Source organism: Singulisphaera rosea, from assembly GCF_054877945.1.
The window spans coordinates 179518-195957 of record NZ_JBTYIP020000001.1 but is presented as its reverse complement, the minus strand read 5'-3'; the positions used below and the strand labels follow the sequence as shown (position 1 = coordinate 195957).

The window sequence follows — 16440 nt, the reverse complement described above, 5'->3', positions numbered from 1 at the left end:
GTGTCGGCCGCCAGTCTGGTCAAACAATCTTGTGCGTCGGCGTCCCCAACGGGGGAGGGGCCTGGTCGGGCGCGTCCTCGCCCTTGATCCGCCCGAGCAGCGTGAGCAGGCCCAGCACCAGGAGTACCGCGACCCCCCATCCTCCCGCCGCCACATACCAGGCAAGATCATATCTGCGGACGAGTTCCTCGGCCTGGTGACCCTCGACGGTATCGAGGAGACGCTTGAGTCTTGCGATCTCCGCTTCTTGCGTCTCAGAGTCTCGGTTTATCTTGCTCAGTCGAGTTTGGAGGTCGGGATAGTCCTTCTTGGCGGCGTTGTAGGCCTCGACCACCACCTTCGACTTGCCCAGCTCCTCTTTCAGCTTGAGGTTTTCGCCGAACAAGGCCCGCGAACGGTCGTTGAGGGCGGCGTCGATCGTCCGCCAGCGGTCGACCTCGCGAGACGACTGGTCACGTTCTCGGATGACCTGCTCGTATTGGCGGAGGATCTTCTCGGCGCTCGTCCCCGTCGATTGGCCCAGCAACGCGTCGAGCGCGAGGCTCTGCTTGGAGGAAGTCTCCAGGGCTTTCGTGTTCAGATCCTTGATCGCCTGGGTCTGATCCTGGAGTTGGTTGTTCATCGAGAACAACCAGAGCAAGATCGCGAACATCAACATGCCGGCCAGCCCCCCGGCGAGGCTGAAGATCGCGGCCGTCTGCGTCCGGTCCGTTGCCGAGAGATGCGAGGACTGGGGTCGAGTCAACATGGCGATCAACTCCGCTTCCAGGCGAGGGGACAGGCTTCCGCCGCCGTCGGGGTTGGGGACGTTCTCGAGGTCGTTGACCAGCCGCGCGAGAGCGACGCGATCGGCTCGCTCGGAGACGATATGGAAGCCGCCGACCTGGTCGAGGCCCCCGTCTCGCCAGCGGAAAAATCCCCGAGTCTGACGGATCGGGTCGACCACGTACGCGACCTGGAGCGGCTGGGAGAAGAAGTGGCGGTGAATGAAAAGGTCGTGTCCCGAGAGGAAGATCCCGAAGTCGGGGTGCGTGTGGTACCACCCGACGATATCGAGGTCGGGGTGGAGCCGGTCGCGTTCACGAGTGATCTCTTCCCACGAGTCGTGAGTATAGGTGAAGCTCGCCTGGGTATTCTCGTAGTGCTTGGCCTCGAGCGACTTCACGATCAGGACGAAGGGGCGTCCCGAGGTCTCATCAACACATTCTTTCCCGAGCAGGATGCCGCCGAGCTCGACCCGCGTGTCCCGGAGGGCGTGCCGCTCGATGACGTCCGCCGTGCCGCGTTCGAGGTAGATCGGCAGGTCGTCGGCCTTCGGGATTTCATAGGCCAGACACGCCCAACCGCCGTCGTGTTCCGGCCGTCGGCGCCGTTCGGGTTCGCGATACTGGACGTCGTCGAAGACGATCTCGTCGTGGCTCAAGTCGACACGCCCCCCTGTTGCGGGCCTCGGCTCGGACCGAAGATGCCCGGAAGGGTCCTGTGACCCCACCCCGGCGTGCTCTCGTACGAGTCCGACCCCCGACCGGCGGATACCCCAACATCCTCGCCGATGGGCCCTGCCAGCGTCAACGAACGTGACCTCGGCTCAAAACCCGGTCCGCAGACTCACGTCGCTCGTCCCAAGCTCCAGCCGGAGGCCATCCCGTCACGATCCCCAGCGAGGAGGAAGAAGCCGGTTGTCTCCTCACCGTCGACCCTCACAATGTCGTACGCCGGGATCCCGAGTTCTTTGAGCGGCCGATCCGCGAGCGGGGAATCCTCGGAGATGGAGTTCCGTGTCTCCGGTCGCCCCAATTCACGGCAGTTCGGACATTGCGCGTCGGCCTGGCTGACCCGGGTCCGGGCGCGGAGGATCTCGGCCCTCCAACCGCATCGGGGACAGTCGACGGCGACGACCAGGTCGCGGTCGAGGCCGAGTGAGAGCGGACCGACCATGGTTTTCCCCGCGGCCTCGAACAGAGCGCGGGCGGAGTCGCGAAATCCGATCGGGAGTTCGACCGGCGCGGGGTAGGTCTCGTGGCTTAGGCAGTCTTCCCGGAAGGGGAGCTGCGTCGAATAGAACTGGTTGGTCACCCCGTTGAAGACGAGGGCGGAACCCGCGGCGACCGGCAAGCCGTGGATCAGCTTCAACGCCTCCTGGACTTCGAGGGCCCCCATCATCGAGGCGATCGTCGGCGCCGTCGGGACCTTGCCTTGGAGGATGTCTTCACGTCTTAAGAGAGGGCAACTGTACCGAACGTTCAGAAGTTGGTAGTCTCGCTCCGTCATCGCGCACTCATAACAGGCGGATGTCGGCGGGACGAAGACCTTGACGACCCCCTGGATCTCCTGGATCCCGGAGTCGACCCACGGGGTCCCGACCTTCCAGCATTGGCGGTTGACCCAGAGTCGGGCCTCGCGATTGTCGAGGCATCCGATCACGACATCGACATCCGCGAACAAGCCAAGGCCGAGCTCGGTGATCACGTCACCGCGCATCGGGACGAACGTGACATCAGGATTGATTTCCTGGGCACGGCGGGCGGCGACTTCGGCCTTCGCGAGGCCCCCGTCCTCGGCTCGAAACAGGACGGATCGCGACAGGTTCGAGGGCTCGACGCAGTCGAGGTCGATGACGTAGGTCGTCCCGACGCCGAGGAGCGCGAGATTCTTCAAGACCTCGTTCCCCAGCGCCCCCGCACCGACGACCAGGACCCTGGCGGCTGCGAGCCGTTCCTGCCGCCACCAGGGGATGAGTCGTAGCCGGCTATATCGGTCATCGTCGTCGATGACGAACGTCTCCGAGCCGGCGTCCTCGTGTTCCTCCGGTTGCTCGGGATCGTCGAGAAACGTCAGCGGGGGCTCGTCCATGGAGGTCTCGCATCGAGGGATCGGGCAAGGTCGGCGAGGCTCGGAGGCTGGCGCCGGCCCGAGGGCTCCGAGGACGGCGATAGCCGACCCGGCCTCGCGGCGAAGCGACCGGAGTCGGGGTCGAGCTCGACTACTCGAGGAACACGATCTCTTCGTCGGCCCGTACGGCGACCGGCCTCGGGCGGAGGTCGACCTCCATGTCGAGGATGATGACCCCTTCGGGCTCCGCGATCGGGCCTTTGGAGTCGTCTTTCAACCGAATCGGGCTGATCGCGTCGCCGTTCTCCGCGATCTTTTTGAGGAAGTCGGTGTAGCGACCGACCCGGGAGTCCTTGCGACTCGGCTCCGCTGGTGGATCCGGTTCGGCGGGTGACTCGGGCGTCGCGGCCCCCTCGTGTTCGACCCTCCCGAGCGCGGCGCGGAGGTCGCGAAGCGGCCGGTGGTCGAGCGGGAAGGTGAAGTTCCGCTGGTTGGCGACCCAGAGCGCCGCGTCTCGGTTGTACGGACTTCGGATGTCATAGTTGTGGAATCGGGCCATGTCCCACAACATCCCGCAGAGCTCGTCGAGGTTGAGGCTCGGCACCCAGTGGGTGCCGTATCCTCCGAGGCAGACCATCCCGATCTCGGAGATGTTCGGATGGTAGATCGGGGTCAGCCAGCGGATCTCGGGCATGGTTCGGGGATACGACGAGCCGAGTTTGATCTCGACCTCGTGACGCTCCCGAATCACCACCTTGCTTCGCTCACGCGCCAGGCTTTTCCCCAAAAACTCGACGACATACTGCTGGGCGGGCTTTCCGGCCTCGCGGAACCGGAGCACGGAGCTCTCGGCACGGAGGCGTTCCATCGCCGCATGATCGTTGCGGAGCCGACGGATCCGGGGCGATTCGTGCATGATAGGGGCTCACTCCCCGCCGCGACTTTCTTCGAGGGAGACTCGCCGGAGCGCGACGAGTCAACGACCGGCGACGACTTCCGGATAGACGATCAAGTGGTCGCCGTTCCGGACGCTCGCCTCCACGAGGGTCTGGCTCTCGACGAGTCGACGCCCTCCCTCTTTATGGTCGAGCGAATAACTCATGGGCTGCCCGTCGGGGCTGATCGTGGGCAGATTCATCTTCGTGATGATGTTCGGAAGAATCCGGCTCACGGGGACGCTAAAGGCAATGACCGCCTTGACCGACTTCGCCCCGGTCTGGTCCAGGAAAGTGACCTGGATCCCGCTCGGTTCGGCATTTCCGCCATATGACATGGTTAAGATACCTCCTCACCATCATTCGCTCGACACCGGGCATTATTAACCGACCAAGACGAGAATCGTCGAGCGCCCGCGCCGCCCCGTTCCAGGATATCCACTCGAGGAGGTGCCGAAAACTCTCGAGTGATCGAATTGGCATCGTGACCGGGAGGTGGAACCGGTCGATTGGCGAGTCCGAAGGATGGAGGAAGTCGGTGCCGAGTCCGGATCGAAATCGCGAGACGAGGCGACGACGTTCGGATTCTGAGGGGTCGCCACTGTCGAAGGGTGAGATATGGTCGAGGAGAGTCGAGCGAGAAGCGGTGGCTTGAAACGCGTGCTCGGGCGAGCACGAGGCTCGCCCGATGAACTGAACGTCTGTTCGTGGGAGGGAGGGGGCCTGGAGGGCCACAAGAGTCATCGGCGAGGAATGACTTCAGACCCGTTCGGCCCGATTCCCGAGTTGTTGGAGTCGGTGCGGCCCGTGTCGACGGCCGTTTTGCGTGCCTCTGCGATTGAAGAGGTCGGAGAAGTAGAGATAGACCGACCGAATGCGATTCATATACGCCCAGCGCTTCGAGTTCAGGACCAGGCCGAGAGTGTGCTCGATCTCATGCAATCGACGCTCGGCCGCGATGAAGCGATCGGTCGTTTCCTTCAATTGGCGTCGGTATTCTTCCAGCGACTGGTCCTGGGTCATGACCCGTTCGATCGAGACCTTGAGCTCGTGGTCGCGCTGGATGAGCTGAGAATTGCGGGTGACGATCGCTTTTTCCAGGCCGAGCAACGAGCCCGTCTCCCCCTCGATCCGACACTCACCTCGGATCGTCAATCGGGTGACGGCCCCCGTGACCGGGAGATATATCATCGGATCGAGCGTCTCGAACCGGAATGTCCCCGGTTCGATCAAAACCCCGTTGCTCGTGACCGCGTCGAGGTCGAGGGCGTGCGACTTCCCCTGGTCGTCTTCCCAGACGACCTCGCGGATGTGGACGAGGCAAAGCCGCGACTCGAGCGGGTCCCAGCGCAATTGCCTGATTGCGTCGGGCGAGTCCAGGATGAACGTGGCCTCGAACTCGGGATTGTACTCCACCTGTTCGCGGCGGACCTCCTCGGCGCGGAAGCTGAATCCCGTGTCGAGGAAGAGCGAGCTGAGTTGCCAACGTTCGCGGTCGCGGATCCCCCGGAAGGCGGTCTCCGACAGGTCGACGAGGACCGAGTCGGAGGTGTTAGGGTCCTCGTCGCGGTTGGTGCAGACGGCGATGAGGTAGTCGACCTCTTTCTGGTCGGAGTCGCAGGGGCGGAATCCGCCGTCCACGAGGGTCATCTGGTACTCGATGTTCGACGCACCGGGGTGGTCGAGGTTCCAGATGTACGACATCGGATACACATGCTGACTGAGCAGATGAACGTGCTGGAAGCTCTCGCGGAGGTAGTCGAGGAACTCTTCGCGGGTGAACTCGTGCAGGTGGTAGGGGTTGCTGTGCGTATCGCCTTCGTTGTAGGTGATCCGGTTCGGGGTCGAGAGCAGGAAGACGCCGTCCGGTTTCAGGAGACGACGGACCTCGGCGGCGAAACGGGCCTGGGCGTCGGCGTCGAGGTGCTCGATGGTCTCGAACGACACGATGACGTCAAAGACGTGTTCGCCGGGGATCGGGATCTGCTCGGCCGAGCCGTGGAAGAACTGGAGGTTGTCCCGTCGATACTGCTCGCTGGCATGCTCGACGGCTTCTTCGGAGACATCGACGCCGCAGACCCGGGCGGCCCGTTCGGAGAGGAAGGCGCTGCCGTAGCCCTCGCCCGAGGCGATGTCCAGGACCACCTTGCCGGCGATGAACGGCACGGCGTAGAAATACCGGTGCCAGTGCTCGTAGGAGATGAAAGGTTCGAACGGCAACAGCTCAGGGTTGGTGAGCCGAGGGAAGTAGCGTTCGCCGCTGAGTTTCATCGGGATTCTCCTTCGGGGGGGAAGGAATCACTCGATCCGAGGACTCGGGGCACTGATGCGCCGACCGTCCCCCCGCGAAGTGGACTTACGGTAAGTGCCCGGATTCGGGTGTCCCCGGAACGATCCGGACTCGTGGCCAGCAAAGTCGTCGCTCGAAATCCCCCAGTGGACCGATCCTCGGCCCGAAGGGGGAGGTCCTGCTCACGCCACGTGGGCGAAGGGACCACTTGTGCCACAGACGTCCTGATGACGTTGACTATCGGCTAATTCCAATCCCCGCAAGAATCCTTCGACCGTTTCCTTGGCATTTCCCAGGTTCCGGACCCGCTCCGACGCCCTGAACAGAAGGCGAGTCCGTCGCCCTCGATCGACCAGCAGGGATTCGATCGCATCGGCCATCGGACGCGCCTCCACCCCCACGCTCAGATAGCCGTCGACGAGCTCCGCGCGGGTTCCGGGCGATCCCCATTCGTCCAGGAGGGCAACCATCGGGCATCCGGCTGCCAGCAGGTCGAACATCCAACGTGGAGTGCCCGACGGATTGAGGACGAGTCCAATCGGCTTCTGTTCGATCCGCGCCTCGAACTCCGTGCCCACGAGGTCGGGGAGGACGGTGTGCGGGAACTCACAGAGATGACTTCGCGAGGCCGCCTGGCCGCCGAGTACGATGGCAATCTCGGGATGGTGGGCGTGGACTCGACCGAGGGCGTCGAGGGCCTCACGCCATACGTGTTCGGGCAACGGGCCCGTCGCGATTGCCAACACCGACGTCGGGTCGAAGCACTCGACCGGACCGGTCGCTCGTTCCGACCAGGGGCCGAGGAGGGTCGCTCGGGCTCCGTTTTGGCGCTCGAGCCGTTCGGCCACGGCCGGGTCGTAGGTGAGCAAGTCCAGGCCCCAGCCGTAACTCGCGTCGGCACGAGACCGGTCGGGACCCTCGGGGAGTCGTCCCGGAAGGTATTCGGCCACGGAGTAGGCGAGATGGATCGCCCGGCCTTCGGCACGTTTGGCAAGGCGGGCGGTGTCAGGGTCCGTCGCGATCAAGACGTCGCAGCAGGGGACCTCGACCCCGAACTCGATGGCGTACGTCGGTTCATCCCCAAGTTCGGCGATTTTTCGGCACGCGTCTTCGGCCGAGAGCCCCGAGGTTTGGTCGCATAGTTGTAAGGTTACGACGGCACCGAGGTCGGCCAGTTCTCGCGCCAGCGTCAGCGCCGGGTCGCGATCCTGGATCGCTTGGTGGAGGTCCGAAACCAGGACGACGATGGTCGTGGCCTGATCTTGGACGCCCAGTCGGCGCCGGTGGGTCGTCAGCATCTGTCGATAGGCCGAGATGGCCTCGCCCGCGACGACGCGAGGGGCGTATTCCCGCAGGGCATCCCGATAGGCCCGTTCTCCCATGTCTCGAAGGAGCTTCGGGTCGACGATCAACGCCCGGAGGCATCCGTACCATTCGTCGTCGGTCTGGGCAAGGTAGCCGGTGACCCCGTGTTCGATGCTCGAAGCGAACGCGCTCGACGGCGTGGCGACGCTGGGCACATGCAGGAGAGCGGCCTCGTAGTACTTCAGGTTGCTCTTCCCCTCGGTGAACGTATTCACTTCAAGCGGGATGAGGTTGATGTCCACGCGGGCGATTTCGGCGGGGAGGCGCCGCCAGTCGACGAACGGGCGTTCCTCGAGGCGATCCTCGAACGGGGCGAATTCGGGGAATTCGGTCAGGTCGAAGTCGCCCGTGACCACGAGCTCGAGGTTCGGGAACTCCTCGAGCAGGCTCACCAGGACCGTCGCGATTTGGCGAAAGTCGTCCTGGTGCGTCCTCGTCCCGCTGAAATACCCGAGACGGAGGCCGGACCGGGGCGGTTTCCGCCGTACCTGCTCCAGCGCGATCCGGGACAATTCGAGTTGTGCCTCATTCAATCCGTTCCGGATCAAGAAGGCGTCTCGGCCGATCGCGGTCGCGCGTTCGGTCAAGTAGGCCGTCGACCCGGTGTAGAAGTCGCACCGCATCAGCATGTCGCGCCATTCGGCCACCACGGCGCGGGCTTTTTCGGGCGGGGCGAGTTGGAGCATCGCGACGTAGGGGACGATCTCCTCGTCGAACAGATAATCGTCGAGGTCGAACACGACGGGGACCGAGAGCTCCGCCGCGGCGTCGAGCAACTCGGACATTTCCGGGGTCATCGGGCGGCGGACCAAGATGATGAGGTCGTAGGAGAGGACCTCGGCGAACCGCTCGGCCAGGTGTCGGTCGTCGATGTAGGCGACCTCGATCCCCGAGAGCCTGAGCGCTTCGACGACGTTGTACCCCCGGTAGCGCATGCAGGCGGCGTCCCAGACCCCGGGCCGGATGAGGAACATGACCCGGAAGGAACGGAGCGAAGGGACGCGAGGCCCTCCCACGCGATCGGGCCACCTCGGCCTGGCCGGCTGGGGCGGAGGTGTCGGCGAAGGGACCGGCGTCGGCCTCAGGCCGAGTTTCCGGAGGGTCCGTCCGCCGACCCTACGCAGCTTTCCGACGACCCGACGTGCCAGGTGGCGGGCCCGATGGACGGTGGGGCGGTCGCGCCAACGTCCGGGGCCCGGCGGGGGGGACGCCTTCAGTGCGTGGTTATCGTTCATGCTGTTGATCCCTCCTCTCCGAGTCTTCAGCGTCCGCGAGGGGCGAATCGCTCGGGGGGCGTTCGAGGCGAAGTCCCGTCAAGGACGAGTCGTCGCGTCGCGAGGCTCGAGCGGCTTGGCGGCGTCAAGCTGGAACCCGGCCGAGATCCGCTTCTGCTCGTCCTGGGGGAGCTTCTTCAGGCACTCCCAGACCGGGCTCGACCGCTGGGCGGGGTTTTCCCACATCTCCCGCCAGAATTCGAGAGAACTGCCCGCGAGCTGATCCCGCGCCGCCCTCCCTTGAGAAGTCTCCACGGCTCGGAGCATCTCGGAAACCAGCCATCCCAGGACGTGCGCTGGGTGGAAGTTCTCGGAGACCGACACCGACTCGATGTCGAACGACTGGAACCAGCGACGCAGGCCGTACTCGGTCGTGTTGTAGAAGTGATAAGGGGGCTCGTGCACCGGCTGGAGGAACGCCGTATGGACGATCAGCTTGCCCCCTGGCTTGAGCACCCGGTAGATCTCGGCGGCGGCCCGGTCGGGATCCGCCAGGTGCTCGAATGTGTTGAAGCTGACGACGGAGTCGAAGGCGTCGTCGGCGAAGGGCAGATGGTGGGCGTCGCCGACGATGTCGGTGTTCCGGAAGATGGAATATTCCATCTCGACGCAGTTCTCGAGCTTGGTCTGCGTGCCCCCTGCGCCGAGGTTGAGGATCCACCCTTCGGACCAGATCATCCAGTCGAGGATATTCCTCGGCGGTTGGTTGCTGATATGTCCCTCGGGCATGACTCGCGGTGGGTTCCCCGCGTCGGGCAGGAAGCTCGGGCGGTCTTCGAAGATCGGGAACTGGGTGTTGCAGCCGCTGCAGGCGAGTTGTTCGTGCTCCAGACGCAGCGCCTCTCGGCAGGTCGGGCAGGCGAGCAACGGGAGCAACGTCTCGAGCCGGGACAAGGTGGCGGTGTTCGCCGACATGGATCACTCCCTCTCCGTTGGTGCGCCGCCTCTCATTGGCGACAGGTGCGTCGCATCTTCATCCTTTGGTGTTTTGTAGGGTGGGCACCGCCCACCGTCGACGGGAATGGCAGGTGGGCGGTGCCCCCCTACCGGGTATCCCGGACACCGATTTCGCCCTACGAGCCAACCGGGTTTCGAGACATTTCTTCAGCGAAGGTACGACCGTCCCTTCCTGGCGACCCGTTTGGAGAGCCGCCAGGCCTTGCCCACGATCGAGGGGGCCAGCTTCCGGCGGACCTTCCTGACGATGAGGCGGGCGAGTCGTTGCTGCTTCAACTCGTTCAGCTCGGCTTGCGCCGCTTCGAGGGCCCGGGCGAGCTCGTCGCCCCGCCCTCGCGACTCCTCGGCGGAACGCTTCAAGGCCTCGAACTCGGCACGAAGCGGGGCCGACAGCGGGTGGGTCTGGAAGACGTTGTCGTCGACCCGGGCCTGCTGCATCGCGAGTTGATTGTGCGACTTCAGGAGATCGAGATAGTTGTAGTTGCTCGCGTGGAGGAGTTGAATGCGCTGGAGGACGTCCGCGAGGTGGGGATGGTCGTTCCGAGCCACCAGTGCGAGGTCGCTCCCCGCGAAGACTTCTTCCAATTCCCTCATCAACCAGAACCGCCGGGACGAGCTCGAAGAGCAGGCCGACTGGATCGCCTCGATGCCTCGGCACTCGCCGACTCTGCCGAGCCCGAAGACGAAGATGAGGGCGTCGGGATACTCGTCGGTCCAGGACTGCAACTGTTGCGAAAGGTCCTCGGAGTCTTCCTCCCTCGCGTCGACGAGGATGGCGATTCGGGACTCATCAACGAGGCTCGATGCCAACGCCTCGCGGGACGTCACGTCGAGCGGGGCGTGGCCCGCGGGTCGGCTCCGCAAATAGACTTTGAGGGCCGAGAGTGTCCTCCCCGCCGACACCGTCCCGCCGTCGGACACGGCGAGGACCCCGCGGACGTGCGGGTGCGTCAGGCCGATCAACGAGCTGGCGCCTCCCGTCGATTCGACCGCGAGGTCGACCACGAGGGGGAGCCCCGGGGTGAACTCGAGGACCAAGTGGGTGAGGAATGCGTCGAAGGGATTCAAGACCTCTTCGAGCGGCCGGCCCTGGATGTCGAGCCCCTCGAACGAGGCCCAGTATTCCTCGACCGGCTCGAACACCGTCATGATGGACGGCTTGGAGGAACGCTTCGACTGGAGCTTCGGATTCATCGACATCCCTTTCGCGCTCGAACGATGTTCGCCGGGGCATCCTCGGTCGCGGGCGTCCGCTCGAGACGACCGTGCGCGGCCGACTCAGAGGTAGCCGATCTCCGGGTGATACCGGAGCTGATGGGTGTTCGACCGGAGGTGTTCCCTCGTCCCGACCTGGTTGAAGACTCGTCGGATCTTGTTCAACGAGGCGTGTTCCTTGGCGGGATCCAGGGCCATCGAGCTCGGCAGCGCGTAGTAGTAGCCGAACGCCATCGGGACGAAGACGATTCGGCGCCCGTTCGTCGTCAGGTGGATCCACATCTCCCAGTCCTCGAGGGCCTGATACGAGACGTCGTATCCCCCCACGTCGAGGAGCTGGACCCGGTCCAAGAGTGCAAACGCATCGATATAATTGCCAAGAAAAATCTTGGACTGGATGCTCTCATTGCTGACGACGTAGTGCGAGCACTCGGCCGCCGCGGAGCGGATCAGCAGGTTCCCGTAGGCGACGGCCGCCTTCGTGTCCTCGAGCGTCTTGACGAAGTAGGGGAGGTTCTCGGGGATCAGTTCGTTGTCCGCGTCGAGGAAGGTCACGTAACGGTATCGGGAACGTTGGAGGATCTCGTTCCGATTCGCGGCGAGGCCACCGTTCGACTCGAAGGCGAGGAGCCGGAAGCCGTCTTTGTAGTAGCGGGCTTCGAGGCGGCGGAGCAGCGGGAGTGAGCCGTCGCGAGAGGCGTCGTCGATCGCCACGACTTCGCCCGGGATCCCCCGGTCCCGGAGTGCGGCGAGCGATCGCATCGCCGACGCCACGGCACGCGGGAGGAGGATCTCGTGATTCCAGTTCGGGATCGCGATCGTGACGCCCGGCTGAGCATTCATGCCCCGTCCCCTCTCAGTTCCGTCTGGTGAGGTCATCGACTGAAGTCTGCACAAACCCGGCCGATCATGCCGCCCGGGCGCTCGCGGCCGTTTTGAGTTGGATGCCGGACGCCTCGAGGATGCGACCGAACTCCTGGGCAAGCGTCGGGAACCGCCCCCAGTCCTGCCAGAATACGCGGCGAAGTCGGGGGAAGACGCTCTCTCGCATCCGCTCGACGACCTCGTGCGCCTCGAGCATCAGGTAGCTGAGCGGGGCCGACTTCGGGATCTCGTCGCGGTTGAGCACAACCTTGATCGGGACGCCTCCGGTCAGCAGTGAGGTCCGGAACCGTTCCGGTTCCATGTAGAAGTGGGCGTGGTGGGAGCACCACACTTGATAACGCGTGCGATCCAGCACGCGGTCGAACTGCTGCTGATTGAGGTGGGGCGACCCTTTCTCGGTATAAGGGGCCGCCGCCGGGATGTAGACGAAGCCCCTCGGGTCGACGTGCTGGATCATGTGGTCGACGAGGGCGGCGCGGGTGGTCGTGACGTGGCCGACGAAGGCCCAGGGGACCGTCCGTTCCGAATCGCGGCGGTCGAGCTCGCCGAGGAGCGACAGTTCGGTCGGCGTCAGCCCCGAGAAGACGAACTGATATCCGGGCCGATCGGAGGGGGCGAGCGCTTCGGACTGGTCCTGGAGGCCCAGGTCGAGGATCGTCTCGACGCCTGCCCGCGCTCCCAGGTTTCGGATCTTGTGATACCAGGGGGTCGAGACGCAGTCGATCGAGAGCGAGGCCATGGCCCGGCATCGACGGCGGATCGCGGCGATTCGCTCGAGTCCTGGCCCTTCCTCGCCGAAGTTATGAAGGATTTCGGTGATGTTCGACAGGAGGCACCAGTCGTACTCGCCGACCTCGGAGCACTCCGCGAGGGTCCGGATCTCCACCGCGAAACCGTGTTCCCCCAGCGCCTCGGCGATCCGCCTCCCGCTGAGGTTGTAGAAGTAGTTCACCGTGCCGGGGATGACGATGAGCGCTCGACGGTGGGCTCTTTCGGCCGGTTCCGGTTTCATGGTCGGTCTCGCTTCTCACGCGGGTGGCGGGTCGAGGACAGGATCTGCGCTCGAGGACGTCGAGGATCCGCCGGCGGCTCGCTGGGAGGGCCGCGGTGTTGCTCGTTCGCGTCCGTCACTGTCCCTCACATGAGGCAAGCTCGAGGTGGCGGGGGGACTATAGCCTTGCCCTCCACATCGGTCAATGCAGCTTGCTCGGCGATCGAAGTATGCCTCGATCGCCGAGCCGTCGGCCCATCGCCGGCCTTCAGTTCTCGGAGGGAAGCGTCGTTGTCGCCTCGTCGCGAGGCGTGACGCGCCAGGACGACGGCCGACCAGCGACCGGGGCCCCGGGCTGTTCGACCCAGCGCTTCCGGCGACCCTCCTCCGTGGCCTCGCCCTCGCGGACGAACGTGCCGGAGGAGACGTCCCCTGTCGAGAATCGGGGGAGTCGATCAAGCGGGATCTCCTCGAGTCGAGGTGCCGCCTCATCCTTCGGTGAGAGGAGCGGCGTGTCCGCCGGCCACTCGATCCCGATGCCCGGGTCGTTCCAGAGAAGGCTCGCTTCGCCCTTCGGGTCGTAATACTCGGTGCATTTGTAGCTGAACAGGGCCGATTCGCTCGTCACCACGAACCCGTGGGCGAAGTCGGGCGGGATGTAGAATTCCCGCTTGTTCTCCTCGGAGAGTGTCACGCCGGCCCACTGGCCGAACGTGGGCGAGCCGACCCGGATGTCCACGGCGACGTCGAAGACCTCCCCCTTCAGGACGGTCACGAGCTTCCCTTGTGCCCGAGGATGCTGGTAGTGCAGTCCCCGTAGCACACCTCGGACCGACGACGACAGGTTGTCCTGCACGAAGGTCCCCGGTAGGCCGAACGACTCGTACCTCGCCCGGTTCCACGTCTCCATGAAGTACCCGCGAGAGTCGTGGAACACGCGAGGCTCGAGGATCACGACGCCCGCCAACCGGGTCTCGATCAGATTCATCATGCCGCGGCAAGTCCCGCCCGCGCCTGGCGCAGGGGAGCATTCGCCGCCCTCCGAGATAGGGGAAGGATGGGGAAGAGTCGGCCCGACTTGCTTGGAGATCGAATGGTCCGGGGGTGGGGCTCAGTCAAGCATCACGAAGTGTTTCACTTGAAATCTGTTTTATTCTTAAAGAACGGGTTTCTGTTGCATTCGATGTCGACAACCTCACTCGGGACGTCGTTGTGGATCCCGGCAGGTTGCCTTTCGTAGGGTGGGCATCGCCCACCGGCATCGGGAATGCCACGGTGGGCGATGCCCACGCCACGAAAGACTCGCGCTCTCCACCCGGACAACCCCGCCCGTGATGTCAACAAGGTTCGATCTCTCAACGAGATCCGACGGGTTTCGGAGATTGGGCAAACGATGGTCTGAGGGGTCGGCAAAGCGACCCCTCGGGCGCGAAGATGTCTGAGAGTCTTTCCGCGCGACGACCGGTCTCAGCCGGCCATCGCCGACAGGGCCGGACGCTCCCGGACGAGGCCGAGGAGGTAACGCCCGTATTCGTTCCGCAGCGGCTCCGCGAGGCGGATGAGCTCGCCCGCATCGATGTAGCCCATGCGGTAGGCGATCTCTTCGGGGCAAGCGATCTTCAGGCCTTGCCGCTGCTCGACGATCTGGATGAAGTCCGACGCCTGGAGGAGCGCCTCGTGCGTCCCGGTGTCGAGCCAGGCGACGCCTCGGCCCAGGAGTTCAAGATGGAGGTCGCCTCGCTCGAGATAGGCGAGGTTCACGTCCGTGATCTCGTACTCGCCGCGCTTCGAGGGCTTGAGGTCCTTGGCGATGTCGAGGACGTCATTGTCGTAGTAATAGAGCCCCGTGATCGCATAGTGCGACTTCGGGATCGGCGGCTTCTCCTCGAGGCCGACGACGCGCCCGTGGCTGTCGAACTCGGCGACGCCATAGCGCTCGGGATCCTTGACGTAGTAGCCGAAGATCGTCGCGCCGCTCGTCCGGCTCGTGGCGTTCTGGAGCGTCTCGCTGAGGCCATGGCCGTAGAAAATGTTGTCCCCCAGGACGAGGGCGACGGGCTGATCCCCGACGAACGACCGGCCGATGACGAACGCCTGGGCCAGGCCGTCCGGCTGGGGCTGGATCGCGTACTCGAGCGAGATCCCCCACTGGGAGCCGTCGCCGAGCAGTTCGCGGAACCGGGGCAGGTCCGACGGCGTGGAAATGATCAGGATCTCGCGGATCCCCCCCAGCATGAGGGTGCTGAGCGGATAGTAGATCATGGGCTTGTCGTAGACCGGGAGCAACTGCTTGCTGACCACGCGGGTCAGTGGGTAGAGCCGGGTCCCCGACCCTCCCGCGAGGATGATTCCTTTCATCGTCCTACCCCCAGGCCCAGTCGTTCGCCCCGGTTCTGGCCGGCCGGGCCGTCCCCGCGCCAAGTCCGATTCCGGAGATACCACTCGACGGTCTTCCTCAACCCCGAGTCGAAGCTTTCCCGAGGCATCCACCCGAGCTCTCGCCCGATCTTGCCCGCGTCGATGGCGTAGCGTCGATCGTGCCCGGGGCGATCCTGGACGAACCGGATCAGCCCCGCGTGCGGGGCATGCGGCGAGTCGGGAACGAGTTCATCAAGGATCGCGCAGATGGTGGTCACCACCTCGAGATTGGTCTTCTCGTTGTGTCCGCCGACGTTGTACGACTCGCCGACCTTGCCGGTCTCGAGCACGAGGCGGATGGCGCTGGCGTGGTCGTCGACGTAGAGCCAGTCTCGGATGTTGTCGCCCTTGCCGTAGATTGGCAGCGGCTTCCCCGCCAGGGCATTGTGGATGATCAACGGGATCAGCTTCTCGGGGAACTGATAAGGGCCGTAGTTGTTCGAGCAGTTGGTCATGAGCGTCGGGAGCCCATACGTATGGTTCCACGCTCGCACCAGGTGGTCGGACGACGCCTTGCTCGCCGAGTACGGCGAATTCGGCTGGTAGGGCGTCTCCTCCGTGAAGAAACCCGTCTCGCCGAGCGAGCCGAAGACCTCATCGGTGGAGATGTGCAAGAACCGGAACCGCCCTCGAGCCTCGCCCGTGGTGCACTTCCAGTAGGCGTACGCCGCCTCGAGCAGCGTGAACGTCCCGACGATGTTGGTCCGGATGAACTCGGCCGGCCCGTCGATCGAGCGGTCGACGTGCGACTCCGCGGCCAGGTGGACGACGGCCGAGGGCTGGTACTGCTCGAACAGCCGGGCGACCTCGTCGGCCTGGCAGATGTCCACGCGCTCGAAGTGATACCGGGGGTTGGAGGCGACCTCGGCGACGGACCCGAGGTCGCCGGCGTAGGTCAGCTTGTCGACGTTGACGACGTCGAGCTCTGACTCGCGGATCATCTGTCGGACCAGGGCCGACCCGATGAAGCCCGCCCCACCGGTCACCAGGACGGTCCCGGGGCGGTCCTCGCCGTTCGCGTCGACGGTCTCCGGCATTTCGATCATGGATCCCTCGGCGGTTTGGCCGGTCTTGGAACTCGGCGCTCGCGTCTTCGCGGCGCGTCGAGACGCCTCGAGTCCTGGGCTCGGTGCGTGAGCAGCCGACCGACGCGGTCGTCGGTCGCTCGCGATTCGGGCGTTTGGTTCGGGAGTCTGAGGCGACGGTTCCCCCTGTCGCGACCTCCTGCCGCGACTCCGGGCAGAACCCCAGCCCGCCGTCGAGGACCCAGGCCAAGTC

13 protein-coding genes are annotated in these 16440 nt (G+C 64.8%); all 13 read right to left on the bottom strand.

Going from position 1 to position 16440, the window contains the following annotated elements:
- Positions 1-19: 19 nt before the first annotated feature.
- Positions 20-1423, bottom strand: coding sequence for a Mov34/MPN/PAD-1 family protein (locus ACYOEI_RS00780; RefSeq protein ID WP_462847342.1), 1404 nt, complete (start codon positions 1421-1423; stop codon positions 20-22).
- Positions 1424-1608: 185 nt separating this feature from the next.
- Positions 1609-2853 (bottom strand): HesA/MoeB/ThiF family protein, encoded by a 1245-nt coding sequence (locus ACYOEI_RS00775; protein WP_462847341.1) that lies wholly within the window; start codon positions 2851-2853, stop codon positions 1609-1611.
- Positions 2854-2983: 130 nt separating this feature from the next.
- Positions 2984-3748, bottom strand: a complete 765-nt coding sequence (locus tag ACYOEI_RS00770) for a ubiquitin-conjugating enzyme E2 (protein WP_462847340.1) — start codon at positions 3746-3748, stop codon at positions 2984-2986.
- A 60-nt stretch (positions 3749-3808) separates the two neighbouring features.
- Complete coding sequence (locus ACYOEI_RS00765; protein WP_462847339.1) at positions 3809-4105, bottom strand: EsaB/YukD family protein; 297 nt, start codon at positions 4103-4105, stop codon at positions 3809-3811.
- A gap of 421 nt (positions 4106-4526) precedes the next feature.
- A complete protein-coding gene (locus ACYOEI_RS00760) occupies positions 4527-6038 on the bottom strand; it encodes a methyltransferase domain-containing protein (RefSeq protein ID WP_462847338.1) in 1512 nt (503 codons plus the stop codon).
- Between the two features lie 201 nt (positions 6039-6239).
- Positions 6240-8657, bottom strand: coding sequence for a glycosyltransferase (locus tag ACYOEI_RS00755; RefSeq protein ID WP_462847337.1), 2418 nt, complete (start codon positions 8655-8657; stop codon positions 6240-6242).
- 78 nt (positions 8658-8735) lie between these two features.
- Positions 8736-9611: a methyltransferase domain-containing protein gene (locus tag ACYOEI_RS00750; RefSeq protein ID WP_462847336.1), complete on the bottom strand. Its 876-nt coding sequence runs from the start codon at positions 9609-9611 to the stop codon at positions 8736-8738.
- Positions 9612-9800: 189 nt separating this feature from the next.
- Positions 9801-10847 (bottom strand): hypothetical protein, encoded by a 1047-nt coding sequence (locus tag ACYOEI_RS00745; RefSeq protein WP_462847335.1) that lies wholly within the window; start codon positions 10845-10847, stop codon positions 9801-9803.
- 84 nt (positions 10848-10931) lie between these two features.
- Positions 10932-11711, bottom strand: coding sequence for a glycosyltransferase family 2 protein (locus tag ACYOEI_RS00740; RefSeq protein WP_462847334.1), 780 nt, complete (start codon positions 11709-11711; stop codon positions 10932-10934).
- Between the two features lie 64 nt (positions 11712-11775).
- Positions 11776-12765 carry a hypothetical protein gene (locus ACYOEI_RS00735; RefSeq protein WP_462847333.1) on the bottom strand — a complete coding sequence of 330 codons (990 nt, stop codon included), beginning with the start codon at positions 12763-12765 and terminating at the stop codon, positions 11776-11778.
- A 247-nt stretch (positions 12766-13012) separates the two neighbouring features.
- Positions 13013-13735, bottom strand: coding sequence for a dTDP-4-dehydrorhamnose 3,5-epimerase (rfbC, locus tag ACYOEI_RS00730; protein WP_462847332.1), 723 nt, complete (start codon positions 13733-13735; stop codon positions 13013-13015).
- A gap of 476 nt (positions 13736-14211) precedes the next feature.
- Positions 14212-15102: a glucose-1-phosphate thymidylyltransferase RfbA gene (rfbA, locus tag ACYOEI_RS00725; protein ID WP_462847331.1), complete on the bottom strand. Its 891-nt coding sequence runs from the start codon at positions 15100-15102 to the stop codon at positions 14212-14214.
- Positions 15099-16208 (bottom strand): dTDP-glucose 4,6-dehydratase, encoded by a 1110-nt coding sequence (gene rfbB, locus ACYOEI_RS00720; RefSeq protein WP_462847330.1) that lies wholly within the window; start codon positions 16206-16208, stop codon positions 15099-15101. Before rfbB ends, rfbA begins: the two co-directional genes overlap by 4 nt.
- Positions 16209-16440 lie beyond the last annotated feature (232 nt).

Bases quoted from the DNA above. Each gene is read 5' to 3' on its own strand.
- rfbC (WP_462847332.1), bottom strand. From the start codon at position 13,735: ATGATGAATCTGATCGAGACCCGGTTGGCGGGCGTCGTGATCCTCGAG.
- ACYOEI_RS00745 (WP_462847335.1), bottom strand. From the start codon at position 10,847: ATGAATCCGAAGCTCCAGTCGAAGCGTTCCTCCAAGCCGTCCATCATG.
- ACYOEI_RS00770 (WP_462847340.1), bottom strand. From the start codon at position 3,748: ATGCACGAATCGCCCCGGATCCGTCGGCTCCGCAACGATCATGCGGCG.
- ACYOEI_RS00765 (WP_462847339.1), bottom strand. From the start codon at position 4,105: ATGTCATATGGCGGAAATGCCGAACCGAGCGGGATCCAGGTCACTTTC.
- rfbB (WP_462847330.1), bottom strand. From the start codon at position 16,208: ATGATCGAAATGCCGGAGACCGTCGACGCGAACGGCGAGGACCGCCCC.
- ACYOEI_RS00740 (WP_462847334.1), bottom strand. From the start codon at position 11,711: ATGAATGCTCAGCCGGGCGTCACGATCGCGATCCCGAACTGGAATCAC.
- ACYOEI_RS00760 (WP_462847338.1), bottom strand. From the start codon at position 6,038: ATGAAACTCAGCGGCGAACGCTACTTCCCTCGGCTCACCAACCCTGAG.
- ACYOEI_RS00775 (WP_462847341.1), bottom strand. From the start codon at position 2,853: ATGGACGAGCCCCCGCTGACGTTTCTCGACGATCCCGAGCAACCGGAG.
- ACYOEI_RS00750 (WP_462847336.1), bottom strand. From the start codon at position 9,611: ATGTCGGCGAACACCGCCACCTTGTCCCGGCTCGAGACGTTGCTCCCG.
- ACYOEI_RS00735 (WP_462847333.1), bottom strand. From the start codon at position 12,765: ATGAAACCGGAACCGGCCGAAAGAGCCCACCGTCGAGCGCTCATCGTC.
- ACYOEI_RS00755 (WP_462847337.1), bottom strand. From the start codon at position 8,657: ATGAACGATAACCACGCACTGAAGGCGTCCCCCCCGCCGGGCCCCGGA.
- rfbA (WP_462847331.1), bottom strand. From the start codon at position 15,102: ATGAAAGGAATCATCCTCGCGGGAGGGTCGGGGACCCGGCTCTACCCA.